The sequence below is a fragment of the Amycolatopsis camponoti genome (assembly GCF_902497555.1).
GTDB lineage: Bacteria > Actinomycetota > Actinomycetes > Mycobacteriales > Pseudonocardiaceae > Amycolatopsis > Amycolatopsis camponoti.
On the sequence record NZ_CABVGP010000001.1, the window covers coordinates 4257441 to 4282632 of the forward strand.

At 72.3% G+C, this 25192-nt stretch carries 27 protein-coding genes; 19 read left to right on the forward strand and 8 right to left on the reverse strand.

Going from position 1 to position 25192, the window contains the following annotated elements; all coding sequences use genetic code 11:
• Positions 1–59: 59 nt before the first annotated feature.
• Positions 60–1595, forward strand: a complete 1536-nt coding sequence (mptB, locus tag AA23TX_RS19925) for a polyprenol phosphomannose-dependent alpha 1,6 mannosyltransferase MptB (protein WP_155543998.1) — start codon at positions 60–62, stop codon at positions 1593–1595.
• Positions 1596–1637: 42 nt separating this feature from the next.
• On the opposite strand, the gene AA23TX_RS19930 is transcribed toward mptB, so the two are convergent.
• Genes AA23TX_RS19930 through AA23TX_RS19940 form a run of 3 tightly spaced genes read right to left on the reverse strand, consistent with a single transcriptional unit; the run spans position 1638 to position 4851 of the window.
• Entirely contained in the window at positions 1638–2039 is a 402-nt protein-coding gene (locus AA23TX_RS19930) for a TIGR03668 family PPOX class F420-dependent oxidoreductase (protein WP_155543999.1), read from the reverse strand.
• Positions 2036–2935, reverse strand: coding sequence for a S66 peptidase family protein (locus AA23TX_RS19935; protein WP_155544000.1), 900 nt, complete (start codon positions 2933–2935; stop codon positions 2036–2038). The genes AA23TX_RS19930 and AA23TX_RS19935 overlap by 4 nt, the downstream gene beginning before the upstream one ends.
• Positions 2932–4851: a prolyl oligopeptidase family serine peptidase gene (locus tag AA23TX_RS19940; RefSeq protein WP_155544001.1), complete on the reverse strand. Its 1920-nt coding sequence runs from the start codon at positions 4849–4851 to the stop codon at positions 2932–2934. Before AA23TX_RS19940 ends, AA23TX_RS19935 begins: the two co-directional genes overlap by 4 nt.
• A gap of 76 nt (positions 4852–4927) precedes the next feature.
• On the opposite strand from AA23TX_RS19940, the gene AA23TX_RS19945 reads away from it, so the two are divergent.
• The 7 genes from AA23TX_RS19945 to AA23TX_RS19975 all read left to right on the forward strand — a co-directional run bounded on the left by AA23TX_RS19945 (position 4928) and on the right by AA23TX_RS19975 (position 10496).
• Positions 4928–5503, forward strand: coding sequence for a DUF3090 domain-containing protein (locus tag AA23TX_RS19945; RefSeq protein ID WP_155544002.1), 576 nt, complete (start codon positions 4928–4930; stop codon positions 5501–5503).
• 2 nt (positions 5504–5505) lie between these two features.
• On the forward strand, positions 5506–6321 hold the full coding sequence (locus tag AA23TX_RS19950) for an SCO1664 family protein (protein ID WP_155544003.1): 816 nt from the start codon (positions 5506–5508) through the stop codon (positions 6319–6321).
• Complete coding sequence (locus AA23TX_RS19955) at positions 6306–7190, forward strand: aminoglycoside phosphotransferase family protein (RefSeq protein WP_155544004.1); 885 nt, start codon at positions 6306–6308, stop codon at positions 7188–7190. The genes AA23TX_RS19950 and AA23TX_RS19955 overlap by 16 nt, the downstream gene beginning before the upstream one ends.
• A 51-nt stretch (positions 7191–7241) precedes the next feature.
• Positions 7242–8054: a DUF3097 domain-containing protein gene (locus AA23TX_RS19960; protein ID WP_155544005.1), complete on the forward strand. Its 813-nt coding sequence runs from the start codon at positions 7242–7244 to the stop codon at positions 8052–8054.
• A gap of 84 nt (positions 8055–8138) precedes the next feature.
• Complete coding sequence (locus AA23TX_RS19965; protein ID WP_155544006.1) at positions 8139–8573, forward strand: NfeD family protein; 435 nt, start codon at positions 8139–8141, stop codon at positions 8571–8573.
• Positions 8570–9058 (forward strand): SPFH domain-containing protein, encoded by a 489-nt coding sequence (locus AA23TX_RS19970; protein WP_155544007.1) that lies wholly within the window; start codon positions 8570–8572, stop codon positions 9056–9058. The genes AA23TX_RS19965 and AA23TX_RS19970 overlap by 4 nt, the downstream gene beginning before the upstream one ends.
• A 91-nt stretch (positions 9059–9149) precedes the next feature.
• On the forward strand, positions 9150–10496 hold the full coding sequence (locus AA23TX_RS19975; RefSeq protein ID WP_230862639.1) for an SPFH domain-containing protein: 1347 nt from the start codon (positions 9150–9152) through the stop codon (positions 10494–10496).
• A gap of 54 nt (positions 10497–10550) precedes the next feature.
• Here the strand turns inward: AA23TX_RS19975 and AA23TX_RS19980 are convergent, their stop codons facing one another.
• The gene (locus tag AA23TX_RS19980; RefSeq protein WP_155544009.1) at positions 10551–11897 is read right to left on the reverse strand and encodes an MFS transporter; all 1347 of its coding nucleotides are present in this window, start codon (positions 11895–11897) and stop codon (positions 10551–10553) included.
• A 153-nt stretch (positions 11898–12050) separates the two neighbouring features.
• On the opposite strand from AA23TX_RS19980, the gene AA23TX_RS19985 reads away from it, so the two are divergent.
• The 6 genes from AA23TX_RS19985 (at position 12051) to AA23TX_RS20010 (ending at position 16162) form a co-directional block, all read left to right on the forward strand.
• On the forward strand, positions 12051–12668 hold the full coding sequence (locus AA23TX_RS19985) for an acyl-CoA-like ligand-binding transcription factor (protein WP_155544010.1): 618 nt from the start codon (positions 12051–12053) through the stop codon (positions 12666–12668).
• Positions 12669–12740: 72 nt separating this feature from the next.
• Entirely contained in the window at positions 12741–14264 is a 1524-nt protein-coding gene (locus AA23TX_RS19990) for an FAD-dependent monooxygenase (RefSeq protein WP_155544011.1), read from the forward strand.
• A gap of 26 nt (positions 14265–14290) precedes the next feature.
• Complete coding sequence (locus AA23TX_RS19995; RefSeq protein WP_155544012.1) at positions 14291–14677, forward strand: VOC family protein; 387 nt, start codon at positions 14291–14293, stop codon at positions 14675–14677.
• Complete coding sequence (locus AA23TX_RS20000; RefSeq protein WP_155544013.1) at positions 14677–14997, forward strand: metalloregulator ArsR/SmtB family transcription factor; 321 nt, start codon at positions 14677–14679, stop codon at positions 14995–14997. The genes AA23TX_RS19995 and AA23TX_RS20000 overlap by 1 nt, the downstream gene beginning before the upstream one ends.
• Positions 14994–15458 carry an SRPBCC family protein gene (locus AA23TX_RS20005; protein WP_196425384.1) on the forward strand — a complete coding sequence of 155 codons (465 nt, stop codon included), beginning with the start codon at positions 14994–14996 and terminating at the stop codon, positions 15456–15458. Before AA23TX_RS20000 ends, AA23TX_RS20005 begins: the two co-directional genes overlap by 4 nt.
• A 95-nt stretch (positions 15459–15553) precedes the next feature.
• Positions 15554–16162, forward strand: coding sequence for a TetR/AcrR family transcriptional regulator (locus tag AA23TX_RS20010; protein WP_155544014.1), 609 nt, complete (start codon positions 15554–15556; stop codon positions 16160–16162).
• Here the strand turns inward: AA23TX_RS20010 and AA23TX_RS20015 are convergent.
• Positions 16142–16918, reverse strand: a complete 777-nt coding sequence (locus AA23TX_RS20015) for an SGNH/GDSL hydrolase family protein (RefSeq protein WP_196425385.1) — start codon at positions 16916–16918, stop codon at positions 16142–16144. The genes AA23TX_RS20010 and AA23TX_RS20015 overlap by 21 nt on opposite strands.
• Positions 16919–17008: 90 nt before the next feature.
• On the opposite strand from AA23TX_RS20015, the gene AA23TX_RS20020 reads away from it, so the two are divergent.
• Positions 17009–17662, forward strand: coding sequence for a class I SAM-dependent methyltransferase (locus AA23TX_RS20020; protein ID WP_155544015.1), 654 nt, complete (start codon positions 17009–17011; stop codon positions 17660–17662).
• Here the strand turns inward: AA23TX_RS20020 and AA23TX_RS20025 are convergent.
• A complete protein-coding gene (locus tag AA23TX_RS20025; RefSeq protein WP_155544016.1) occupies positions 17652–18161 on the reverse strand; it encodes a CGNR zinc finger domain-containing protein in 510 nt (169 codons plus the stop codon). The genes AA23TX_RS20020 and AA23TX_RS20025 overlap by 11 nt on opposite strands.
• A gap of 25 nt (positions 18162–18186) precedes the next feature.
• Here AA23TX_RS20025 and AA23TX_RS49650 point away from each other — a divergent pair, with 25 nt between their 5' ends.
• Positions 18187–18348, forward strand: a complete 162-nt coding sequence (locus AA23TX_RS49650; protein ID WP_196425386.1) for a hypothetical protein — start codon at positions 18187–18189, stop codon at positions 18346–18348.
• Between the two features lie 136 nt (positions 18349–18484).
• On the opposite strand, the gene AA23TX_RS20030 is transcribed toward AA23TX_RS49650, so the two are convergent.
• Positions 18485–19528, reverse strand: a complete 1044-nt coding sequence (locus tag AA23TX_RS20030) for a site-specific integrase (protein WP_155544017.1) — start codon at positions 19526–19528, stop codon at positions 18485–18487.
• A 98-nt stretch (positions 19529–19626) separates the two neighbouring features.
• Here AA23TX_RS20030 and AA23TX_RS20035 point away from each other — a divergent pair, with 98 nt between their 5' ends.
• Complete coding sequence (locus tag AA23TX_RS20035) at positions 19627–19971, forward strand: YciI family protein (protein WP_155544018.1); 345 nt, start codon at positions 19627–19629, stop codon at positions 19969–19971.
• On the forward strand, positions 19968–21161 hold the full coding sequence (locus tag AA23TX_RS20040) for an RNA polymerase sigma factor (RefSeq protein WP_155544019.1): 1194 nt from the start codon (positions 19968–19970) through the stop codon (positions 21159–21161). Before AA23TX_RS20035 ends, AA23TX_RS20040 begins: the two co-directional genes overlap by 4 nt.
• Here AA23TX_RS20040 and AA23TX_RS20045 read toward each other — a convergent pair.
• Positions 21144–23918, reverse strand: a complete 2775-nt coding sequence (locus AA23TX_RS20045) for a P-loop NTPase fold protein (protein WP_155544020.1) — start codon at positions 23916–23918, stop codon at positions 21144–21146. The genes AA23TX_RS20040 and AA23TX_RS20045 overlap by 18 nt on opposite strands.
• Before the next feature lie 199 nt (positions 23919–24117).
• On the opposite strand from AA23TX_RS20045, the gene AA23TX_RS20050 reads away from it, so the two are divergent.
• On the forward strand, positions 24118–25188 hold the full coding sequence (locus AA23TX_RS20050; RefSeq protein WP_230862581.1) for a coiled-coil domain-containing protein: 1071 nt from the start codon (positions 24118–24120) through the stop codon (positions 25186–25188).
• The last annotated feature ends 4 nt before the right edge of the window (positions 25189–25192 follow it).

The window sequence follows — 25192 nt, forward strand, 5'->3', positions numbered from 1 at the left end:
CCGGAAAACCGACACTGCGGAAAGCCCGCCCGGGCGCAGTGTGTAACCTCCGAACGGAAATGGCGACCACCACCGACCCCGCGCAGACGCCCTCGGCCACGCTGGCCGAGCGGCTCCTCACGCCTTCGCGATTCCCGTACCGCACCATCGCGATGGGCACGGTCGGGAGCACCCTGCTCATGCTCGCCGCGTTCGGCGCCGGCGGCATCCTGATCAAGGACCCCGTGCTCGGCCACGGCCCGCTCTCGTGGATCCGCTACGGCCACGGGCGCATGCTCGCCAACGCCGTCCTCTACACCGGCTTCGGCCTCGTCGTGTGGGCCTGGGTCCGCCTCGGCCGCTACGTGCTGCTCGGCCGCGTCGGCAGCCGTCCCGTCCTGATCGCCGCCGCGTGCTGGATGGCGCCGCTGATCGTCTCGCCGCCGCTGTTCACCCGTGACGTCTTCTCCTACCTCGGCCAGGGCGCGCAGCTGCTGTACGGGCTCGACCCGTACGCCAACGGCCCCGCCGAGCTGGACGTCCTGCCGAACGTCGTGCAGAACGTCCACCCGCTCTGGCAGACGACACCGGCGCCGTACGGCCCGCTGTTCCTGCTGATTTCGAAGGGCGTGGTCGCCACCACCGGCGACAACATGATCCTCGGCGTCATCCTCATGCGCCTGGTCCTGCTGGTCGGCCTGGCCGGCACGCTGTGGGCGCTGCCGCGGCTGGTCAAGCACCTCGGCGGCAAGCTCCCGGTCGCGCTGTGGCTCGCGGTGGCCAGCCCGATGATGGTGATCCACCTCTTCGGCGGCCCGCACAACGACCTGATGATGCTCGCGTTCCTCACCATCGGCGTCCTCGCCGCCCTGGAGAAGAAGCACGTCGTCGCGGTCGTCCTGGTCACGATCGGCATGCTGATCAAGCCGACGGCGGCGATCGCGCTGCCCTTCATCGTCTGGATGTGGGCCAACCACCTCGAAGGCGAGTCGAAGGTCCGCAACTTCCTGCGCGCCGGAGCCGCCTCGGTGGGCCTGTTCCTGCCGGTGTTCGTCGCGGGCACGTGGATCTCGCTGGGCTCGCTGAACATGGGCTGGTGGTCCGGCCTCAAGGCCCCGCAGCTCATCGCGAACTGGCTGAACATCCCCACCGGCATCGGCGAAGTGTTCTACAACCTGGTCCACATCGTGGTGGACGTCCAGGTCTCCCCGTTCGTGACGGTCGCTCGCGCGGCCGGCATGCTCGTGCTGATCGCGTTCGGCATCCGCCAGTGGTGGCTGGGACGAGGCGGCGGCACGGAGGCGGTCTACCGGGCCGGTATCTCCCTGCTCGCGGTGGCGATCCTCATGCCCCCGACCTTGCCGTGGTACCTGACCTGGGGGTTCGTGCTCCTGTCGGCGTTCAAGTGGCAGCCGCGTCACCTGGCGCTGGTGGTGGCCGTATCGGTGTTCGTGACGCTGGTGTACTACCCGACGGGCGAGCAGGCCCTGTACGACTGGTGGTTCATCGCGCTGGTGGTGGTGGCGAGCCTGTACTCGGCGGCGTCGCTGCTGCGCCCGGACCCGCTGGGCCTGATCGACGCGTGGCGCCGCCCGGAAAAGTTCCTCCGCGACTAGGGCGTCGTGAGTGAGAAACAGGGTTAGAACACTGTTTCTCACTCACGACCCGGTCCAGCCGCGCCAGGTGTGCACGTCCGTCACCACGACCGCGTGCTCGGGTGGCCGGTCCGCGTACTGCGAGTACTTCGCCACCAGCCACGAAACCGGCTCGGCACCCGGCGGCAGCACCCGCGCGGTGCCGTCCGCACGGGCCCACCACAGCTGCGACCAGTCCTCGGCGTACCCGTCCGCCAGGAAGCACACCGCCGGGTTCGATGCGATGTTCGCCAGCCGCCGCAGCGCGGTCGTCGACTTCGGCTTGTGGTCCACCGCGAAGACCACCTGATCACCCCGCACCGCGAAGGTCACCGGCACCAGGTGCGGGATCCCCGAAGCCGATACTGTCGCCAGGCGCGCCACCCGTGCCGCGGCGAAGCGCTCGCGGGCCTCCTCCGGGGTCATGTCAGCGCGGGGGAGTCGAACGTCAACGTCCCCAGGTCCGCGTCCAGCGAGACCGGCACCCCCAGCGGCAACGTCGGCGACGACGCCACATGCCCGAAGCCGAACTCCTCCACCATCGGCACCCCCAACGGGCCCAGCCGCTCCAGCAGCAGCGCGCGGACCTCGGCGGGATCGCCGCACGCCGCCCACGACCCCAGCACGATCCCGCGGACCCCGTCGAACCAGCCGCTGCGCAGCAGCTGCGTCAGCATCCGGTCCAGCCGGTACACGCTCTCCGTGACGTCCTCCAGCAGCACCACCGCATCCCGCGCCGAACCCTGCTCCGGCGTCCCGATCCCCGCCGCCAGCAGCGACAGGTTCCCGCCGGTCGACCGGCCCGACGCCCGGCCCGGCACCAGCGCCGAACCGCCGCGCACCACCAGGTTCCGCTCGGGGTCGAACAACGTGCGCCGCAGGTGCTCCACCGCGAAGTCGTCGAACAGCACGCTCGCCGGCATCGGGGAGAACAAACTGGACAGTCCCAAGTGGACGTCCACCGCCCGGTGCAGCGCCGTGATGTCCGACGACCCGGCCAGCACCTTCGGCCCCGCCTCGCGCAACGCCGCCCAGTCCACCAGGTCCAGCATCCGCTGCACGCCGTAGCCGCCCCGCGCCGCCAGCACGCACCGCACCCCCGGGTCGAGCCACGCCTCGGTGAACTCCGCCGCCCGCGCGGCGTCCGAACCGGACAAGTACGCCGGCGATCCGGGTGAGGAGCGCACGCACGGCCCGATCCGCACCTCGACGCCCCAGCCGCGCAGCACCGGCACCGCCTTCTCCAGCAGGTCCGCCGGCACCGGCCCGGCCGGCGCCACCAGCGCCACCGTGTCACCCGCCCGCAGGCGCGGCGGCCTCACTTCGACAGCTCCAGCCGCGCGACGCCCGGCGTTTCGAACCCGAGCACCTGACCGTAGAACGACAGCTCCGCCTCCAGCGCCGACACGATCGTCGCCGCCCGCCGGAACCCGTGCTGCTCCCCGGGGAACCGCTGGTAGGCGTACGGGATCCCGCGTCCGGCGAGCCCGGCCACGAACCGGTCCGCCTGCTCGGGCGGGCAGATCCGGTCCTCCAGCCCCTGCTGGAACAGCACCGGCCCGGCCAGCGACGCCGAGTTCGCCAGCGGCGACCGTTCGACGTACCGCTGCCGCGTCGCCGGGAGCGGCCCGACCAGCCCGTCCAGGTACCGCGACTCGAAGTCGTGCGTGTCGCCGCCCGCCCCGGTCCACCCGGCCAGGTCCAGCACCGGGTACATCACGGTGCCCGCCCGGTAGGTTTTCTTCGTGGTCAGCGACGCCGCCGCGGTGAACCCGCCCGCGCTACCGCCGCGGACGGCCAGCCGGTCGCCGTCGGCCAACCCGGCCGCCACCAGCGCCTCGGCCACCGCGACGCAGTCCGCGACGTCCACCACGCCCCACTGCTCCCGCAGCCGCTCCCGGTAGGCCCGCCCGAAGCCGGTCGACCCGCCGTAGTTCACCGCCGCCACCGCGATGCCGCGGCTGCTGAAGTACGCCAGCTCCAGATCCAGCATCGGCAGGTACTGCCCGGTCGGGCCGCCGTGGACGTGCACCAGCAGCGGCGGCAGCTCGCCCTCGGGCGCCGCGAAGTCCGGGTTCGCCGGCCGGTACAGCACCACCGGCACCGCCTCGCCGTCCGCCGTCGTGAACACGCGCTCCTCCGGCACCGGCAGGTACGCCGCCGGCAGCTCCGGCTGCGGCGTCAGATCCCGTACCGCGCCGTCGAGGGAGACCTCCACCACGGCGGCCTCGCGGACCGGGCCGCCGGCGACCCCCACGACGCCGTCACCGAAGACCGCGAACCCCGTCGACGACCACGCCGTCAGCTCCTCGGCCATCGACGTCACCGAGCCGTCCGCCTCGTCGAGCACGGCGAGCCGTCCCGACGTCAGCACCGCGTGCCGCCCGCCGCCGAGCGGGACGAACCACCGCGAACCGGCCTTCCACAGAGGCCCGCCCAGCTCCCGCTCGACCGGCGCGAGGTTCGTCAGCGCCCCGTCGAGCCCGACGCGGTGCAGGTTCCACCAGCCGTCCGGGTCGAGCAGCGCCAGCAGCGTCTCCGGCGTCTCCCACTCGACCTGGCACACCGAGACGTCCGCGCCGCCGGCCAGCACCCGGTGCGGCCCGAAGGACCCGTCCTCGGCGACGGCGGCGACGCACAGCTCGGTCCCGTCCCACGGCATCGCCGGGTGGTCCCAGCCGAACCACGCCGCGTGCCGCCCGTCCGGCGACAGCTTCGCCACGGTCAGGAAGTGGTGACTGGCGGCCAGCACCCGCTCCGGACCGCCGTCGAGGGCGATCGCCACCAGCTCCCGCTCGATGTCGGCGGGCCGCGGCCCGACCGCGCGTTCGCGGACCGCGAACACCTCCCCGGGCCGCCCGGCCCGCAGGTCGCCGTACCGGACGCCCTGAGGCTCCGCGGGCTCCGGTGTCAGCGGCACCACACCGGTTTCGCTCACCGCGTAAACCCGCTGATCGGCCCAGTGCGTGAACACCACCACACCCTCGACGACGGTCCACGGCCGCCCGCCGTACTCGTGCAGCCGGTTGCGGACGTTCCACGGCGCGGGCAGCACGTCCTCGGTACCGCCCGGCACCGCTCGCACCAGGGCGACTCGTCCCTGCTCACCGGGCCGCGCCTCGGCCCACCACACCTCGTCCCCGACGACGTCGAGCCACTGCGGGCCGCCGCCGGCGGCGGCCACCTCGGCGGCGGTGATGGGTGAGGACCAGGTTCCGTACGGGGAGATCCGAGACACCCCCAGAGGCTAGCGGCCCGCACGGCAGGGGCGGCGGATGCCGATCATGCGTCCGTGGCATAGGGTCGACAGTGCTATGTCTCGCGTAATCCACGTCTTCCGCCAGCCGGATCGTTTCGTCGCCGGCACCGTCGGCGAGCCCGGCGATCGCACGTTCTACCTCCAGGCCTCCGAGGACGTGCGCACCATCAGCGTCACCATCGAAAAGCAGCAGGTCGTCGTCCTCGCGGAACGCCTCGGCTCGCTGCTCGAAGAGGTCGCCAGCCGCTTCGGTGCCGACGTGCCCGACGACGTCCCCGACGACCAGCTCGACGTCGACCCCCTCACCGTGCCGGTCGAGGAGGAGTTCCGCGTCGGCGCCATGGGTCTCGGCTGGGACGCCGACAGCAGCGCCGTCGTCATCGAGCTGCTCGCCATCACCGAGGGCGAGGTCGACGAGACGGTCGTGCTGGACGACACCGAGGAGGGCCCGGACGCCGTCCGCGTCTTCCTCACCCCGGCCGCCGCCCGCGCCTTCGCCGAGCGAGCCGACCGCGTCGTCAACGCCGGCCGCAAGCCCTGCCCGCTGTGCGGGGAGCCGCTCGACCCGAACGGGCACATCTGCCCCCGGCAGAACGGCTACCGGCGCGAAACCGACGCGGACGAAGACTGACCATGGCCGACTCGCCGGCGGACCAGCCGGACCCAGCGGACCCCGCGTCCCGCGAACTCGTCACCCACGGCCGCATCGACGTCGAAGGACGCCTGGTCGACGCCTCCAACGTGACGCTCTTCTGCGCCATCGAGCTCGACGGCGTCACCGGCCGCGTCGTCTACAAGCCGGTGTCGGGGGAGCGGCCGCTGTGGGACTTCCCCGACGGCACCCTCGCCGGGCGCGAGGTCGCCACCGCGATCATCAGCGAGGCCGCCGGCGTCGGCGCGATCCCGCCGACCGTGCTGCGTGACGGGCCGTTCGGCCCCGGCATGGTCCAGCTGTGGATCGAAACCACCGAAGACGACGTCGTCGAAGTCCTCCCGCCGGACGAGGTCCCCGAAGGCTGGCGGGAGGTGCTGCACGCCCACGACCGGCTCGGCGAACCCGCGGTGCTGGCCCACGCCGACCACCCCGGGCTGCGCGACCTCGCCGTGCTCGACATCGTCGTCAACAACACCGACCGCAAGGGCGGGCACCTGCTGCCCGGCCTCGACGGCCGCGTCTACGGCGTCGACCACGGCATCTGCCTGCACACCGACCCCAAGCTGCGCACCGTGCTCTGGGGCTGGATCGGCGAGCCGGTGCCGCCGGACACCGTCGAGAAGCTGCGGAAGCTTCGCTCGGAGCTCGACGGCGGCCTCGGCAAGACGCTCGCCGAGCACATCACCAAGTTCGAGATCCGGGCGCTGGCCGAACGCACCGACCTGCTGCTGACCGAAGGCATCTTCCCCGAACCGGGCGACGACTGGCGCGCCATCCCGTGGCCGCTGTTCTGATCGACGACGCGGCCCGCGCCCGGCTGGTCGACCGCTTCGGCGCGGAGCTGGCCGAGCCGTGGTGCGATGCGCTTCCCGGCTTGGTCGCCCGGCTGACGGCGAGGTGGAACCTCGAAGTGCGCGAGGCGCGGCCCGGCAACACCGGCCGCACCCTGCTGTGCACCGGTCCCGGCGGTGACCTGCGCGTTCTCAAGCTGACCCCGGATCCCGAGGTCGCCCGGCTCGAGGTCACCGGGCTGCGGGCCTGGGCGGGCTGCTCCCGCGTCGTCCAGGTGCTCGACGCCGACCTCGACGCCAACGCGATCCTGCTCGAAGGCCTGGTGCCGGGCAGCCAGCTCGACAGCGACGTCCCGTGGGCCCAGATCGGCGAGATGCTCGACCAGCTGCACTCCGTCGATCCGGCCGGGGAGTTCCGGAGCCTGGCCGAGGGCATCGAGTTCATCTTCACCCTCTCCGAACGCCGCCGCCGCGAGTCCCCGGCCGCCGAGCACCTGAGCGCCGAAGTCCTGCAGAAGGGCCGCGAGCGGGCGCTCGCGCTCGCCACCAGCGGACCGGTCACGCTGATCCACGGCGACCTCCACCCCGCGAACGTCCTCGACGCCGGACCCGGCCGCGGCGCCGTCGCCATCGACCCGCGCCCCGGCCTCGGCGACCCTTCGCTCGACGCGATCGACTGGATGTTCGTCCCGATGGCGAAGGGCGGCACGATCGAGGACGGCCTCACCGCGCTCGCCCCGCACGTGACGGACTTCGACGCCGAACGGGTCCGGGCCTGGTGCGTCGCGATGGCCCCGCTCGTCGCGCTCTCGCCGTTGCGCCGCGGCGAACGGACGCCGTTCACCGACGCGGTCCTGGAGTTGGCGCGCTGACCGGCGTGGCATGACCCGTCCGGGTACCCCGGCCCACTAGGTTGCCTGGTCGTGCGCTCCCATTCCTATGACGACGTGCTCGCCGGCCGGCGCCGCAAGAAGGTGCCGGAAGTCCCCGCCGAACCCGGGCTGGTGGTCGAAGACCCGGCCAGCGGGTTCTGCGGTGCCGTGATCCGGATCGAGTACGGCAACGTCGTGCTCGAAGACGGCAAGGGACGCCACCGCGTGTTCCCGCTCGAGCCCGCCGCGTTCCTGCTGGAAGGCAAGCCGGTGACGCTGGTGCCGGTCAAGACGGTGAAGGCGCCGGTCAAGCAGGTGTCGGCGTCCGGGTCGGTGAAGGTGCAGGGCCTGCAGGCGCGCGTCGCCCGCGACTCGCGCATCTGGGTCGAGGGCAAGCACGACGCCGAGCTCGTCGAACGCGTCTGGGGCCACGACCTGCGCGTCGAAGGCGTCGTCGTCGAGCCGCTCGACGGCGTCGACGTGCTGTCCGACCGGATCGCCGAGTTCGGCACCGGGCCCGGCCGGCGGCTCGGTGTGCTGGTCGACCACCTCGTGCCGGGTAGCAAGGAGTCCCGGCTCGTCGAAGCCGTCCACGACGAGAACGTGCTGGTCACCGGGCACCCGTACATCGACGTCTGGGAAGCCGTGCGGCCCGCCGCGGTCGGGATCCGGGCGTGGCCGAAGATCCCGCGCGGCACCGAGTGGAAGCAGGGGATCTGCGACGCGCTCGGCTGGGGGCAACCTTACGAAGGCTGGCAACGTGTCCTGAGCGGGGTGAGCAGTTTCCGCGACCTCGAGACCCCGCTCATCGGGGCCGTGGAACGCCTCATCGACTTCGTCACCGAGCCGACGGAAGAGGGCTGAATGTCCGAATTGTCCAAGGTCACGCGTAGGTCACGTCGAGTCACTGTGTCGGTGCGAACCGGCGCGATCTGAGAGCATTGAGCCATGGCATGGGCAGTGGTCTGGTTGATCGTCGGCATCGCCCTGATGATCGCGGAAGTCCTCTCGGGTGACTTCGTGCTGATCATGCTGGGCGTCGGCGCGCTGTTCGGCGCCGGAGCCGACGTGCTCACCGGGAACATCTTCATCGACGTCGCCGTGTTCGCCGTCGCCTCGGTCGGGATGCTCGTGCTGGTCCGGCCCGCGCTGAAGCGGCGCTTCCTGGCCGGCACCGGCCACCGCACCGGCATCGAGGCCCTCATCGGCGCCCGCGCGGTCGTCTTGTCCACAGTGGACTTCGAGGCCGGGCAGGTGAAGCTGGCCGGTGACGTCTGGTCCGCGCGCAGCCTTTCGGAGCACCACGAACCGATCAAACCCGGCACGTCCGTCACCGTCGTCGAAATCGCCGGTGCCACCGCCGTCGTGTCGGCCGAGCCGTGAGCCTGGGGCTCGTCATCGTTCCCGAGGGCCGGGCCGCGGTGATCGAACGCGGCGGGCGCTTCCGCACCGTGCTCGGCCCCGGACGGCACTTCGTGGTGCCGTTCGCCGACACCGTCCGGGCGCGCGTGGACCTCGGGGACCAGATCCTGTCCGCGCCGCCCCGCGTCATCGAGGCCGGCGACGGGCGGGAAGTCCACATCGGATTCGAAGTCACTTTTGCCGTCACGGATCCGCGCCTGGCGACGTACGAAATCACCAACCCGGCCATCGCGATCGAACAGCTGACCACCACGGCGTTGCGGCAGGAAGCGAGCCTGACCACGGCCGAGCGCGCCGTCACCGCGCCGGGGGACCTGCACCGTACAGTGTGGACGGTCCTGCACGACACCACAGGACGCTGGGGAATCGTCACCCGGGAGCTGAAGCTCGCGGTGAGCCCGCCCGCGGCGCCCGGAACACCGTCAACCGCGCAAGAATGGTACTAGGTAAGGGGAAGATCTCTTGACCACCACAGTAGCGATCGTCGTGGTCGTCTTACTGGCTCTCTTCGTGATCATCACGGTAGCCAAGGCGATCATGGTCGTGCCGCAGGCGCAGTCGGCGGTGATCGAGCGGCTGGGCCGGTTCCGCACGGTGGCCTCGCCGGGACTGACCTTCCTGGTGCCGTTCCTGGACAAGGTGCGTGCCCGGATCGACCTGCGCGAGCAGGTCGTCTCGTTCCCGCCGCAGCCGGTCATCACCGAGGACAACCTGACGGTGTCGATCGACACCGTCGTGTACTTCCAGGTCACCGACTCGCGCGCCGCGGTCTACGAGATCTCGAACTACATCGTCGGTGTCGAGCAGCTGACCACCACCACGCTCCGCAACGTGGTCGGTGGCATGAGCCTCGAGCAGACGCTGACCTCACGCGACTCGATCAACACGCAGCTGCGTGGCGTGCTCGACGAAGCGACCGGCCGCTGGGGCATCCGCGTCGGCCGGGTCGAGCTCAAGGCGATCGACCCGCCGCCCTCCATCCAGGACTCGATGGAGAAGCAGATGCGCGCCGACCGTGAGAAGCGCGCCATGATCCTCACCGCGGAAGGCCAGCGGGAGTCGGCGATCAAGACCGCGGAAGGCCAGAAGCAGAGCCAGATCCTCTCCGCCGAGGGTGCCCGCCAGGCGACGATCCTCGCGGCCGAGGCCGAGCGGCAGTCCCGCATCCTGCGCGCGCAGGGTGAGCGCGCCGCTCGCTACCTGCAGGCGCAGGGCCAGGCGAAGGCGATCGAGAAGGTGTTCGCCGCGATCAAGGCCGGCCGCCCGACGCCGGAGGTGCTGGCCTACCAGTACCTGCAGACGCTCCCGCAGATGGCGCAGGGCGACGCGAACAAGGTCTGGATGATCCCGAGCGACTACGGCAAGGCCCTCGAAGGCTTCGCCCGCGCGCTCGGCGCCCCGGGCGACGACGGCGTCTTCCGCTACGAGCCGCCGAAGGACGACGACGTCCCGGCCAAGCCTGACCTCGAGGACGAAGAGGTCGCGAGCTGGTTCGAGACGAAGAGCGACCCGAAGGTCGCCGAGGCCGTCGCGGCCGCGGAAGCCGTGGCCCGTCAGGAGGTCCCGGCCCTCGGGGTGCCGACCGGCGCCCCGCCCGCGCGGCCGGCGATCCCGCGTCCGGTCCAGCAGCAGCCCGAGCCGGAGCCGGCCGACGAGGAACGCGGCACCGAGGTCACGCCCGCGCCGCAGCAGCCGCCGACCCCGCAGAGCGGCCAGGCGGCGTTGCCGCAGCCGCAGTCCCCGGCCGGCCCGCCCCAGGGCCAGGGCTACCAGGGCCAGCCGCAGTCCCCGCCGCCGGGCCAGTTCGGCGGCCCGCAGAACCCGGGCAGCGGGCCGTTCCCGCAGCAGCCCCCGTTCGGCGGACCCCAGGGCCCGCGCCGCTGACACGCACGTGAAGAGGGCCTCCCACCGGCTTCGGTGGGAGGCCCTCTTTCGTCGTCAGCTCCGCTGGTACACGGTCACGTCGTCGATGTCGGCCTTCGAACGGTCCTTCAGGAAGGTCACGCACAGCACCGTGACCACCGCCGACAGGATGATGTAGCCCGAGATCGAGTACGGCGTCCCGGTCTGGTGCAGCAGCCACGTCGCCAGCAGCGGCGCCGGCCCGCCCGCGAACACCGACGCCAGCTGGTAGCCCAGCCCCGCGCCGCCGTAACGCAGGTGCGTCGGGAAGCTCTCGCCGATCAGCGCCGCCTGCGGCCCGTACTGCAGCGCGTGCGGGATGAACGACACGACGACCGCGACGAACACCAGCGCGTGGTTGCCGTGCGCGAGGATCGTGAAGTACGGGAACGCGATCACGCCGGTGAACACCGCCCCGGCCAGGTACACCTTCTTGCGACCGATCCGGTCCGACAGCGACGAGAAGAACGGGATCATCGCCAGCTCGCACGCGGCGCCGACGAGGACCGCGTTGAGCACGAACGTCTTGCTGAACTCGTGCCGCGACACGACGTAGACCAGCACGTAGCTGGTGAACAGGTAGAACGGCATCTGCTCGCTGAAGCGCACGCCGGCCGAGAGCAGGATCTCGCGCCAGTGGTGGCGGATCGCGTCGAGCACCGGGGTCCGCGCGGTCTGCCGGTTCTCGATCAGCTTCGCGAACATCGGCGTTTCGAGGATCTTCAGCCGGATCACCAGGCCGACCGCGACCAGGATGAGGCTGGCCAGGAACGGCAGCCGCCAGCCCCAGGAGTCGAACGCGTCGGGGGAGAGGGTCGCCGACAGCAACGTCATGCCACCGGTGCCCAGCACCAGCCCGACCGGGACGCCGATCTGCGCGAAACTGCCCAGCAGCCCGCGTTTCTTCTGGTCGCCCCACTCCATCGCGAGCAGGACCGAGCCGCTCCACTCGCCGCCGATCGCGATGCCCTGGATCAGCCGCAGCAGCACCAGGATCAGCGGTGCGGCGAACCCGATGGACGCCGTCCCGGGCAGCATCCCGACGATGCCGGAGGAGATGCCCATCAGCAGCAGCGTGACGATCAGCGTGGCCTTGCGGCCGATCCGGTCGCCCCAGTGCCCGAAGATCGCGGCCCCGACCGGGCGGGCGGCGAACCCGACCGCGTAGGTCGCGAACGACTGCATGGCGCCCGCGTAGGCGCTCGACGCGGGGAAGAACAGGTGCGGGAAGACCAAGGCCGCCGCGGTGTTGTAGAGGAAGAAGTCGTACCACTCGATGGTCGTGCCGATCGCGCTCGCCAGCGCCGCTCGCCTGACCTGCACTTTCCCGGACTTGCTGTCCGGCTCTACCTCGTGCGTGACTCCGTTGTCGCCCAGGACCATCTCGCAACACCTCCGGGTGGCTGATGTCACACAACAGTGTGACGCCCGTCGACGGTTTAGGCGATCGATGACCGCCAACTCGTCCGGTCGGTGATGAACAATTTGCAGATCATGCAACTTTGCAGAATCTGCAAGTTCCGCTATGGTGAACTCATGGACGCCCGAGGACTGCGTGAGCGCAAGAAGCAGGAGACGCGCATCGCGTTGAGCTGGGCGGCCATCCGGCTCACCGTCGAACGCGGCTACGCCCAGGTCCGGATCGAGGACATCGCCGCCGAAGCCGGGGTGTCCACCCGGACGTTCAGCAACTACTTCGGCACCAAGGGTGAAGCCATCGTGGCCCGCCACCACGACCGCGGCCGCGCGATCGCCTCGGCACTGCGTGAGCGTCCGGCCGGTGAGCCGATCTGGGAAGCCATCACCGCGGCCACGCTGGCCGGGTTCGCCCTCGGCGAGCCGGTCACCGAAGGCCGGGTCCCCGACCCGTCGTGGCTCGCCGGGATCCGGCTGATGGTCGCGGAACCCGCGCTGCAGGGCGAGTTCCACAAGGCCGGCGCGGCGGGTGAGGCCGAGATCGCCCGGGTCGTCGCCGAACGCACCGGCACCGACGCCGAGACGGACGTCTACCCGCAGCTCGTCGCGGGTACCGTCGCCGCCGCGCTCGCCGTCGTCACGCGGCAGTGGCTCGGGACCGAGTCGCCGCGACCGCTGGAAGAGCTGATCCGGGAGGTGTTCGGCCGGCTCGCCGCAGGCCTGCCCGAACCGCGCTGAACCCCCTCGCTCCACGCCCGGCAGGGTCGCCGGGTTTCTTCGTCATGCCCTTTCACCGCAAGGAGTTCCATCATGGAAGACGTCGTCATCGCCGGTGCCGGGCCCAACGGCCTCATGCTCGCCTGCGAACTCGCGCTCGCCGGCATCCGCCCGCTCGTCCTGGAACGGCTGCCCGAGCCCACCGAGGAGAACCGCGCCAACGGGTTGGTCGGCCAGGTCGTGCGCCTGCTCGACCGCCGCGGGCTGCACGACCGCCTCGCCGGCCCGATCGGGCCGCCCGTCCCCGCGTTCGTCTTCGGGGCGATGCGCCTGGACCTCACCCTGGCCGAGCACAACTCGCTGCACATCCTCGGCGTGCCGCAGCGCCAGGTCGCGGCGATGCTCGCCGAACGCGCCGCCGAACTCGGCGTCGAGATCCGCCGCGGTCACGAGCTCACCGGCCTGACCCAGGACGCCGGCGCCGTCACCGTCGACTTCACCGGTCCCGACGGGCCGGGCCGGCTCGCCACCCGCTACCTCGTCGGCGCCGACGGCGGGCGCAGCGTCACCCGCAAGTTCGCCGGCATCGGCTTCCCCGGCGTCACCGAGGACCGCACCCTGTCCCTGACCGCGAACGCCACCGTGCCCGCGGAGTTCGTCGATGCCACCTCGGGCGGGCTGAGCGTCCCCGGGCACGGCGTCATCCCGCCGTTCTTCCACTACCGCACCGAAAACGGCCTGTTCGTCTACGCGCCGTTCCCCGGCAGGCAGCTCGTCACTACCATGGAGTGGACCGACGCCGCGGAGGACCCGGACGAGCCGCCGATGACCCTCGACGATCAGCGCGCGAGCATCGAGCGCGTGCTCGGCTTCGCCCTGCCGCTCGGGCCGCCGGAGGGCGACGGCCCGCACCTGCTGCGGCGGCTGCGCGGACGCAACACCCGGCTGGCCGACCGGTTCCGCGACGGCCGCGTACTGCTGGTCGGCGACGCGGCGCACGTCCACTCCGCGATCGGCGGGCCCGGCCTGAACCTCGGCCTGCAGGACGCGGTCGCCCTCGGCTGGAAGCTCGCCGCCGAACTGCACGGCTGGGCGCCGGCCGGGCTGCTCGACACCTACGAGAGCGAACGCCGCCCGATCGCCGAGCGCGTCGTCATGCACACCCAGGCCCAGTCCGCGCTGATCGCGCCGGGTCGCGACGTCACGGCGCTGCGGGAGCTGTTCGGCGAGCTGCTGCGGCTGCCGAGCACGGTGGAGCACATCGCCGACCTGATGTCGGGCGCGGACGTCCGGTACGAGCCGGGTACCGAACACCCGCTCGACGGCCGGTGGGCGCCGGACCTGGTGCTGGCCGACGGCACCCGGCTCGCCGAGCTGACCCGGACGGCCCGGCCGCTGCTGCTGGACTTCACCGGTTCACTCGGCGACGAGCTGCGCGGCTGGACCGGCCGCGTCGACCTCGTCGCCGGCCAGGCCGAGGCGGACGTGACCGCGTTGCTCATCCGCCCCGACGGGTACGTCGCCTGGGCGACCAGCTCGGCCGAGCCCGACGACACCGAGCGGAAGGCCCTGCGGGCGGCGCTCGAACGGTGGTTCGGCACCCCTGTTGACATGTAGGAGATCTCCTACGTATTGTCGCGGGCATGACGATCACCCACGTGCAGTTCCTGACCCTGCCCGTCGCCGACCACGCCCGCGCGCGGGATTTCTACGTCGGCAAGCTCGGTTTCGAAGCCCTCGTCGACCGCCGCACGCCCGAAGGCGGCCGGTTCGTCATGGTCGCCCCGAAGGGCGCGAAGACCGGCGTGGTGCTCACCGACCAGCAGGTCACCGGGGTCGAGCCGGGCCCGCGGCACTTCCAGCTGCAGACCACCGACCTCGACGCCGACGTCGCCACGTTGCGGGCGGCCGGCGTCGAGGTCGCCGACCCGGAGGAACGGCCGTGGGGGCGCGCGACGTCCTTCCGTGACCTCGACCGCCACACCCTCGGCCTGCTGCAGCCGTCGGACTTCGGCAACGTCCCGAACTGATGCCGGTCAACGACGACGTCTTCGCCGCGCTGGCCAGCCCGGCCCGGCGGCAGGTCCTGCGGCTGCTGCTGGACGGCCCGATGGCCGCCGGCGCGATCGCCGAGCGCTTCGAGATGGCCCGGCCCAGCCTGTCGGAACACCTTCGGGTGCTTCGGGAGGCGGGCCTGGTCAGTGAGCAGCGGCAGGGCCGCAACCGCGTCTACCGTCTCGACGCGGCCCCGCTCGAAGAGGTCGCCGACTGGCTCACGCCGTACGAGCGGTTCTGGCGGAGCAAGCTCGCCAACCTGCGTGACCTGCTCGACGAGGAGGACGACCGGTGACCGACGACGACCCGACCGCGATCCACGTCGACCAGTTCCTCGCGCACCCGGCCCGCAAGGTCTGGCGCGCGCTGACCGAACCGGACCTCCTGGAACGCTGGATCAACATGCCCAACGACATCAAGCCCGTGGTGGGGCATCGTTTCCAGCTGCTGGCCGAGCCGGTGCCCGCGGCCGGGTTCGCCGGCGGCCCGGTGGCGTGCGAGGTCCTCGAAGTCGAGCCCGAGCGCAAGCTCAGCATCCGCTGGGGTCCGCAGTGGACGGTCACCTGGCGGCTCGAACCGGAAGGCACCGGCACCCGGCTCTTCCTGAGCCACGAGGGCTTCGACCCGGACGACGAGTTCCAGCGGGTCTCCCGGCGCATCATGGGCGGCGGCTGGCGCTCCCACGTGCCGCGGGCACTGGCCCGGGTGCTGGACGCCCTGGACGACCCGGCCCGTTACCGAGCCGACCGGAAGTAGGCCGCCCGCCCCGAGCAGCATGGAACCGTTGCCGCGAAAGTCATCGGCCGTGGCGGTCGGCGGATCGGTGACCCCCAGCGCAGTACCATCGGGAGGTGACCCCCGCCGCCGCTGATCCCACCGAGACGAAACCCCTGCGCGCCGACGCCCGGCGCAACCGGGCACGCGTGCTGGACGCGGCCGAGAGCGTCTTCGCCGCCAAGGGCACCGGGGCGCCCACCGAAGAGGTCGCCCGCGTCGCCGGCGTCGGCATCGGCACCGTGTTCCGGCACTTCCCGACGAAGGAAGCGCTCCTCGAGGCGGTGCTCATCGCGCGGCTGCAGCGGTTCGTCGACGAGGCCGAAGCGGTCGTCGCGGCCGACTCGGCCGATCCGGGCGACGCGTTCTTCGCCTTCCTCACCAGCTGGATCGAGATGTCCAGCGCGAAGAACGCCTACTTCGAAGCGCTCACCGCGGCCGGGGTGAGCGTCCCGCACGCGAAGTCCGGCATCGGCGAGCGGCTGCTCGGCGCGCTCGGGGTGCTGCTGTCCCGTGCCCAGGCCGCGGGCGCGGTCCGTGCGGACCTCGTGCCGGGTGAGCTGATCACGATCATCATCGGCGTGGCGAAGGCGGCCGAATACGCCGGCCCGGACGCGCGGCTGCGCGACCGGGCCGTGACGATCCTCTTCGACGGACTCCGGCCGTCAGCGGGGGAGCGGCGCTGAGACGAGCGGCTCCAGCGTCGGGCGCTTCGCGGCCATGGTGTCCCCGGACGACTCGCCCTTCACCCGCCGCCGCACCCACGGCAGTGCGTGCTCCCGCGCCCACTGCAGGTTCTCGCTCCGGCGAGCGGCCGGGCTCAGCACCGCGCGCGGCGCGAGCTCCGGGTTGATCAGCGGGTGCTCGACGCCGAGAACCCGCAGGACCTCGATGGCGACCTCGGTGTGCCCGAGCGCGTTGAGGTGCAGGCGGTCCGGCGCCCAGAACCGGCGGTCGCACAGCTGCCGCATCGACCACAGGTCCACCAGCAGCGCGTCGTGGCGGGCGGCGATGCCGCGGACGAGCTCGTTGTAGATCGCCACCCGGCCGCGGATGGCGCGGAACAGCGGATCCTCGACGCCGTCGACCCCGGTGAAGAGGATCAGGCGGGCGCCGGTCGCGCGGACCCGGGCCACCGCGGCCTCGTAGTCGACGAGCATCGCGTCGATGTCGACCTTGGGCCGCATGAGGTCGTTGCCGCCGGCGTAGAGGGAGACGAGGTCGGGCTCCATCGCGAGCCCCGGCTCGAGCTGCTCGCCCAGCACCTGCGGCAGCAGCTTGCCGCGGATGGCGAGGTTGGCGTAGCGGAAGCCGGGCTCGCGCGCGGCGAGCTGCTCGGCGACTCGGTCGGCCCAGCCCCGCACGCCGTTCGGGGCGGCCGGGTCGTCGTCCCCGACGCCTTCGGTGAACGAGTCCCCCATGACCACTAAGCGCTTGCTCATGTCTGCAGTCTAAGCGGCCCCCCGCCGCGTGCCTTCCGCCCGGGGCGGAATCCCTGGCGCACCGCCGCCGGCTGCCGGTACACGGGAAAGATGACGTCCTACGACGCGATCGCCGACTGGTACGAGACGACGTTCCTGCCCGGTCAACGCGACGATCCCCTGGAGATCGGCCCCGTGCTGCGCGACCTCCTCGGCCCCGGCTCCGGGCCGTGCCTGGAACTGGGCTGCGGCACCGGCACCCACGCCGGCCGGATCCGGGAGCTCGGCCGGACGCCGCTCGGCGTCGACATCTCCGCCGGCATGCTGCGCCACGCGTCCGGACGGCTGCCCGTGCTGCGCGGCGACGGCGAAGCACTTCCGGTCGCCACCGGATCGCTGCCCGCGGTCGCGTCTCTCATGGTGCACACCGACATGCCCGCCTACCCGGCGGTGCTGCGCGAGGTGGCACGCGTGCTGGCCCCCGGCGGGGTGTTCGTCCACATCGGAGTGCACCCGTGCTTCTGCGGCGCGTTCGCCGACCGGGCCGACGAGCGGGCCGTCGTCCTCCGGCCCGGGTACCGGGAGCCCGGCTGGACGACGGCGTCCTGGACCGACCGCGGTGTGCGGGACAAGGTCGGTGCCACTCACCGGCCCCTGCCCGACCTGCTCCACGCCGTCCTCGGCGCTGGGCTGGTGTTCGAGCGGTTCGCCGAAGGCGGCGCACCCACGCCGACCGTCCTGGGCTGGCGCGCCGTCAAGCGGTGAGCTGCCGGGCCCGGTGATCGGCGACGTGGACGCGGGTCGCGCAGCGCGTCGAGCAGAAGCGGCGGCGGCCGTTGCGGGAGGTGTCGACGTACGCCGTTTCGCAGCCTTCGCGTCCGCAGATGCCGAGGCGGTCCGGGGCCTCGCACACGAGGTGGGCGAGGCCGCCCGCGGTGTAGGCGCGGACGCGGCCGACCGGGCCGGCGTCTTCGGCGGAGTAGTGCAGGTGGGGCGGCTTGCCGTCGTGGGTGGTGATGTACGGCCGGCACGCGGCCTCGGCCAGCAGGTCGTTGACCAGGCCCGGACGTTCCGCCGGGTCGGCGGCGAACACCGGCCGCAGGAGGTGGGCCCACGCGGCGATCCGCGTGGCTTCTTCGTCGGTCAGCGCGGCGATGGACATGCCGTTGCGGACCATCCCGCCCAGCAGCTCGCTCGCGGACCCGGCGTTCACCAGGTCGGCGGCCACGAGCGCGGCCGCGCCGCCGTAAGGGTTGAAGTGCACAAAGTCATTACACCACGATCGAGGCATGGACGGAAACCGTTGCCCCCGCTGCGGCTGGCCGCTCGCCGAACTGCCGGCGACCGCGGCCCGGCCCGCCACCCACCGGCTCGACTACGTGCGCTGTGTCTGCGGCAGCTGGCTCGCCCGCCTCGACGGCGAGGTCGTCGGCGCCACCCGGGCGCCTTGACGGTCGAGTCGGGCACGCTCGCCGCGTTGCCGGGGGCTGGCCCGCCTCGGTGGCGAGGTCCCGGACGCCCTGACGCAAAGGTCGAGCACGCTCGCCTCGATGGCGACGGTCGTCGGCACTGCCCCGGCACTCTGACTCAGAGGTCGAGGACGCCCGCCGCGTTGTCGTTCCACTGGTCGACCCGGCGGATGTACTCGTACAGCGCGCGGCTGCCGCGCACCCAGCGCCCCTGGTCGGCGATCGCGAGGTCGTCGGCGCCGGCGCGGCGGGCCTCGGTGGCGAACCCGGACCGCAGCGAATGCCCCGTCACCGGGTACGGCAGGCCCGCCCGCACACCGGCCCGAGTGAGGATCTGGTTGACGCCGGTCGTGCTCAGCGCGGGCTCGCCGACGTTGCCGTGCCGGTCGACGCGGCGGAACGCGGGTCCCTCGGTGATCCCGGCGCCGGAGCGCCACGCGTGCCACGCCCGCACCGGGTCGGTGTCGGGGCTCTCACGCCGCGGGACGACCATGTCGCCGGTGCTCTTGCCGTGCCGCACGGTCACCGCCAGGCCCCGGTCGTCGACCGGTTCGACGTCGGTGACCAGCAGGTTCGCCAGGTCGGAACACCGGGCGGCGATGGGAAAACCGATCAAGAGCATCGCGCGGTCGCGGGCGCCGGCGAGGGTGTCCGGGCACGCCCGGGACATCGCCCGCAGGTCCGTGAGCGTGACCATGGTGGCCTTGCCGCGGCCGCGCTGGATCCCCTCACGCGCCAGCCGCTGCCGATAGCCCTTCAACGCGCGCCACGCGGCGCGGCTCGCTTCAGGGTCGACGACGACCTTGTGGTGCCGCAGCCCGGCGAGCGCACCGGTCAGCCGCCGTTCGATCGTCGACGGCGCCGCCGGGGCCGCCTGTTCCGGTACCTCGGGCACGGCGCGTTCGTCCGGACGCAGCGTGCGGCCGCGTTCGAGCCACACGACGAACCCCGTCAGCGCGCCGATCGACGCCGCCAGCGGCGGGATCCCGGCTTCGGCGGTGTAGTCCTGCCACACCTGCCAGTCCTGGGCGTAGGCCTTGAGCGTGTTGGGCGGCCGTTGCTCGTCCACGTGCCGGGCGGCGGCTTCGTCGAGCAGCGCGAGCCGGTCCTGCGGGCTCGCGGCGGCGAGGGCGGCGTCGGTCACCGGTTCGAGCTCGGGCACGCGCCGAGGTTACGGGACACCGGTACTTTCACCGGTCAGGCGTGTCGATCCGGGCGTGTGCCGTTCGTATGAGGGGCGAGACAGCGAAAGGGGCCGACGTGAAGCAGTACCTGCTCAGCATCTACCAGCCCGACGGGCCGATCCCGCCGCCGGAGGTCCTCGACGACGTGATGAAGAAGCTCGACACCCTCAACGCCGACCTCAAGACGGCCGGTGCCTGGGTGTTCGCCGGCGGGCTGCACCCGCCGTCCACCGCCACCGTGCTGCGGGCCGCCGACGGCGACACGCTCATCACCGACGGTCCCTTCGCCGAAGGCCGGGAACACCTCGGCGGGTTCACGATCATCGCCGCGCCCGACCTCGATGCCGCGCTCGCCTGGGGCAGCCGGCTCGCCGACGCCGTCGCACCGCTGCCGGTCGAGGTGCGGCCGTTCGCCGGATGAGCGTCGAGGACGTCTTCGCCGCGGAGTACGGCCGTGCGGTCTCGGTGCTGGTGCGCGTCTTCGGCAGCATCGACGTCGCCGAGGAAGCCGTGCAGGACGCGTTCGCCGAGGCGGTCCGGCGGTGGCCGGCCGACGGGGTGCCGCCGAGCCCGGCGGGCTGGATCATCACGACCGCCCGCAACCGCGCCATCGACCGTCTCCGCCGGGAAGCCGCCCGGCAGGACAAGCACGCCCAGGCGGCGTTGCTGCACGCCGAGGCTGAGCCTCTCGAGGAGGGCGCCGTGCCCGACGAACGGCTCCGGCTGATCTTCACCTGCTGCCACCCCGCGCTGGCCCGCCCCACGCAGGTCGCACTGACGCTGCGGCTGCTCGGTGGCCTGACGACCGCGGAGATCGCCGGCGCGTTCCTGGTGGCCGAGCCGACGATGGCCCAGCGGATCGTCCGTGCGAAGAACAAGATCCGCGACGCGGGCATCCCGTACCGCGTCCCGCGGGACGCCGACCTCCCGGCGCGGTTGTCCGCGGTACTCGCCGTGCTGTACCTGATCTTCAACGAGGGCTACACGGCGAGCGCGGGGGAGGACCTGGTCCGCGACGACCTGTGCCGCGAGGCGATCCGCCTCGCCCGCGTCCTGGCCGGGCTGATGCCCGACGAGCCGGAGGTCTGGGGTCTCCTGGCGCTGATGCTGCTCATCGACTCCCGCCGCGCGACCCGCACCGGCGCCGATGGTGCCGTGGTGCTGCTGACCGACCAGGACCCCACCCGGTGGGACGCGGAGCTGGTGGCCGAGGGCCAGGAGATCGTCCGCCGCTGCCTGCGCCGCAACCAGCCGGGCCCGTACCAGATCCAGGCGGCGATCCAGGCCGTCCACAGCGACGCGCCCACGGACTGGTCCCAGGTCAAAGCGCTCTACGACCAGCTGCTGGCCCTCGCGCCGACGCCGGTGGTGGCGCTCAACCGGGCGGTGGCGGTCGCTGAGGTCGACGGTCCCGAAGGGGCGTTGGCCCTGGTGGAGGCCCTGGATCTCGCCCGGTTCCCGCTGTTCCACGCGATCCGCGCGGACCTGCTGGACCGGGTCGGCCGGAGCGGCGAAGCGGTGGCGGCGTACTCGGCGGCGATCGAGCTGACGCACAACGCCGCCGAAAAGGCGCTGCTGGAACGGAAACGAGCGTCAGCGGGCGCCGGGTGACAGCACGTAGGAGAACCGGCGGACCCGCGGGACCCACGTCTGGAAGACGCTGACGTCGGGCAGCGTGACGGCCGGCGCCAGCGCGGCCAGGCTGCGGTGGAGGTGTTCCCACTGCCCTGCCTCGTCGGCGGGGATCCGGCCCACCGCCTCGCTTTTCCAGTGGTCCTCCCGTTCCACCGGCCGCAGGCGCCCGACGAAGTCGCTCCACGGCGTCTCGGGCGCCGTCTTCAGCAGCGCGTCGGCGAACCGGCCGAGCAGGCGACCGTGCGCGGTGCAGGTCCCGAGCAGCACGACCACCGCCTCGTACTCGCCGGCGAGGAACGTCGAGGCGTCGGAGAGGTCCCGCGTCGCCCGGAGCATGCGGTAGAGGTTGATGAGGCGCTTCGCGTCCCGGGGAGTGTCGACCAGCGAATCCAAGCGGGAGAGCAGGGTGATCTCCGGATCGGTCAGCGGCCGCGGGATCTCGGGTGGCCGCCCCGGGTCCAGCTGCGCGGCCACCTGCGAGCCGGGCTCGACCGGGATGACCGGCGCCGGGCCGCCCACCGGGGCCACGACTCCGGTCGCCTCGTCGTGCTCCGGGTCGGCCGGGGGCCGCTCGCCGGTGTCGGCGGGCGGGGTGTCGATCATCGACCACAGCAGCTGCTGCAGGCTGCCCGCCGGCATCCGCGGCAGGACCAGCGGGATGTTGAGGATCTTCTCGAGGTAGTCCTCGGGGGTCACGTGCCAGCCGTCCGCCCGCACGACGGCGTCTCCTTCGATCAGCCGGTCGTAGTGGGTGCTGAGCGACCGCAGCAGCCACCGCGGGTCCACGCCGACGACCACCACGAACAGGTCGAACGCGAGGAGCAGGTGCACGGCCTGCAGCACGTCGACGACCTGCTGGGGGCTGCACCGGTCGAGGTCGTCGATGTAGAGGACGATCCGGTCCAGCGGACGGGCGCCGTCCTCGCCGTCGGCGGCGGGAGCGGTCATCAACGCGACGAGCTTCTCGAAGTCCTTGCGGATGGTGGAGATCAGGCCGAGGTTGCCCCGGTAGTCCTCGCCGCGGGACCGCTCGGCGAGGAAGGCGTACAGCCGCCGTCCCGGGGTCAGCTCGGTGAGCTGACGGCCCAGCTCGCCGATCCGGGTGACCACCTCCGCCAGCTGCCGTTCGGCGATCTGCTGGTCGACGTCGGCCTTGCGCAACGCGAGCAGCTCCTGCTGGGCCCCGGCGTCCAGGCCGTCGTGCAGGTCTTCCGCGAGCACCCGCAGCCGGCGCAGGCCCGTGCGGGCCGCGCTCACCAGCTTCAGCCCGGTGGCGGCGAGGCCGGCGAACACGACGCCGACGCCGGTCAGCCAGGCCCGCACGTCCGGGACGACGGCCGCGAGGGCCGCGCCGGCGAGCAGCACGACGGCCGCGGCGATCAGCGCGGTCTTCCCGTGGCGGTAGCGCGCGATCCGGCCCAGTGCCGCGGTTTCGCCGTGCGCCCCGCGCATCTCGGCGGCCAGCAGCTTGCCCTGGTCGGCCAGGTCGTCCACGCCGAGCTTGCGCCACAGCCCGTCGTACTGCTCGTGGAACGCCCGCGACTTCCGCAACGCGCGCAAGAGGTCGCCGGCCCGCACCCTGCGGTCCCGTTCGGCGTCGCCGATCCGGCGCTTGAGCGCGGCGGCCTCGGCCTGGGCGCGTTCGGTCACCGCCGTCAGCTGCTTGCGCTGCTCCAGCTCGGCCGCGAGCTGTTCGCGCAGCCGCGCGCCTTCCCGGAGCCGGGCCTGGTGCTCGGCGTCCGGCTCACCGGGGCGCCGGGCGGGTTCGGAGAGCTGGCGGAAGATCTCGTCCCCGAGGCTGGCCCAGAGGTTCGCGTCGGCGTAGTGCCAGGCGTTGAAGCCGACCTGCGCGATCTTGGCGCAGTGGCCGGGGGTGCCTTCCAGGGCCTTGACCTGGCCGCGCAGCATGCCCATGAAGAAGCTCTTGCCCGAGCCCCACTCGCCGAAGACGCCGATCGACAAGGGCAGCGGCGTGTCCTTCGCCGCGATGACCGTGGCCAGCATCGAGACGTACGGTTTCACGCCCAGGTGGTCGTGGGCCAGCGGGATGCTTTCGTTCGGGTCGACCAGGTCCCGGGCGACCCCGCCGGCGAGCTGGTCGTCGGAGAACACGGGCACCCGGGGACCGGACGGCGGGTCGGCGGTCCGCTTGGCCTCGAACGCCGCCGCGCCGGGGACGTCGGCCGCCCACTGCTCCTTGATCGCGTCGATGTTCATGCCGTAGTCGGAGAAGAAGACGACCTCGCGGACGGTCGACTTCGCGGCCAGCGCACCGCGGATCAGCGCGCGGGCGGCGACCCGGGGCTCGAGTCCGAGGCGCCCGGTGGCGAACAGCGGCAAGGCGACGGCGGTCGCTCCGGCGCCGGCCGCGGTGGTGATCACGGCGGTGGTCGCGGTCGTGATCGCGTCCGGTGTCGGCTCGCCGCGCATCCCGGCGGTGTGGGGTGTCGCCAGGACGGCCAGCCGCACCCGCACCATCCGGCCGGCGGTGTGCGCGCTCAGGTCCAGCAGCGCCGGCGACTCCGGCGTGACGGACTTGAGCGGGACCGATCCCCAGGCGACGTGGGGGAACTCCTCCTGCATCGCGTCTCCGACGCCGCCGAAGGTGGCACCGACCGAGATCGCCAGCGCGTCGACCGGCAGCTCCCACGGTTGTTGCGTCAGCGCGACGGCGTAGGAGACGCCGTCGACGCTCTGGAGCGGAACCACGTCACCGAACTTCTGAGCGCTCATCGGTTCCTGACTCGTCGGGGAGGGGGTCTCCGTTACTACCAGATCCGCCCTGCCCAGTTTTCGCGGAGCGATTCGGATCGTTGGGCTCATCTGAGTTTGGATATGTGACCTTATCCGAACCCAGGGCACTGGCTCTCTATCTTTAGATTTTGAACAGATAGTTCTCGTTTTGATCAGAAGCTTTGATAGGCTCTCGATCATGACGGAAGATGCAGGTCAGCCGCGGATTTGCGAGTACCGGCGCTGTGGGGCGCCGCTGCCACCGGCGGTGGGGCGGGGGAGCCGGGCTCGCTTCTGCCAGGACGGGAAGACCTGGGGGCGGCGGAACCTCACCTGCCGCGACGCCGAGGCCGTCCTGTCGGACGCCGAGTCGCTGCGGGAGAGCGACACCGAACTGGACGACACTGCCGTCACCGCGCTCGCCGGGCAGGTCGACCGGGTGCTCGAACCGGCGCGGGGGCTCGTCGAGACGCTTACGACCCTGCGTCATCAGCTGGAAGCCACCACGGCCACCGCGCTCGCCGAACGGGACGCCGCCTTGGTCGAGGCCGACGACCACCGCCGGCAGCGGGGGCTCGCCGAAGCCGAAGCCGCCCAAGCGAGGGATGTCGCCGACGCGGCCTCGAGGACCGCGGCCGACGCCGTGCAGGAGAAAGCCGCCGCCGTCCAGGAGCGGGACGAGGAACGCGTCGCCCGGCGGGCCGCGCAGCAGGAGCAGCAGCGCGTCGAAGGGCAGCTGGCGGCAGTGCGGGACGAGCTCGGCCGGGTCGCTGAGCGGGCCGACGCCACCGCGACCCTGGCCGGCGAGCGCGCCGCGGTGATCGCCACCCTGACCGCCGAACTCGCCGCCACCCGGGAAACCCTCGGCGCGGAACGCGACCGCGGCCGGGACGCGGAGGCCCGGGCCGGGGCCGCGGTCCGGCGGCTCGACGCGGCCGAATCCCGTGCCGACGCCGCTGTCGCGCGGCTCGACGCCGCGCACGCGGAGCTGACCAAGGCAGCTACTGCCCATCAAGCCTCCCTGGACCAGGCCCACAAAGACGCCGAGGATCGGCGCGCGGCCTTCGACCGGCGGCTCGCCGAGGTGCAGGCGGCGCACGAGCAGACCGTCCGGTCCATGCACGAGACCACGACGAACCTGAACGCCGAACTCCGCACCAGCGCCGGCCGCGCCGACAATGCCGAGCGTGCGCTGACCAGGGCACTTGCCGTCCTCCGGGAGATCCCGGACGCGCAGCTGCCCGAAGACGTCGCAGCAATGCTCAAGTAACTAC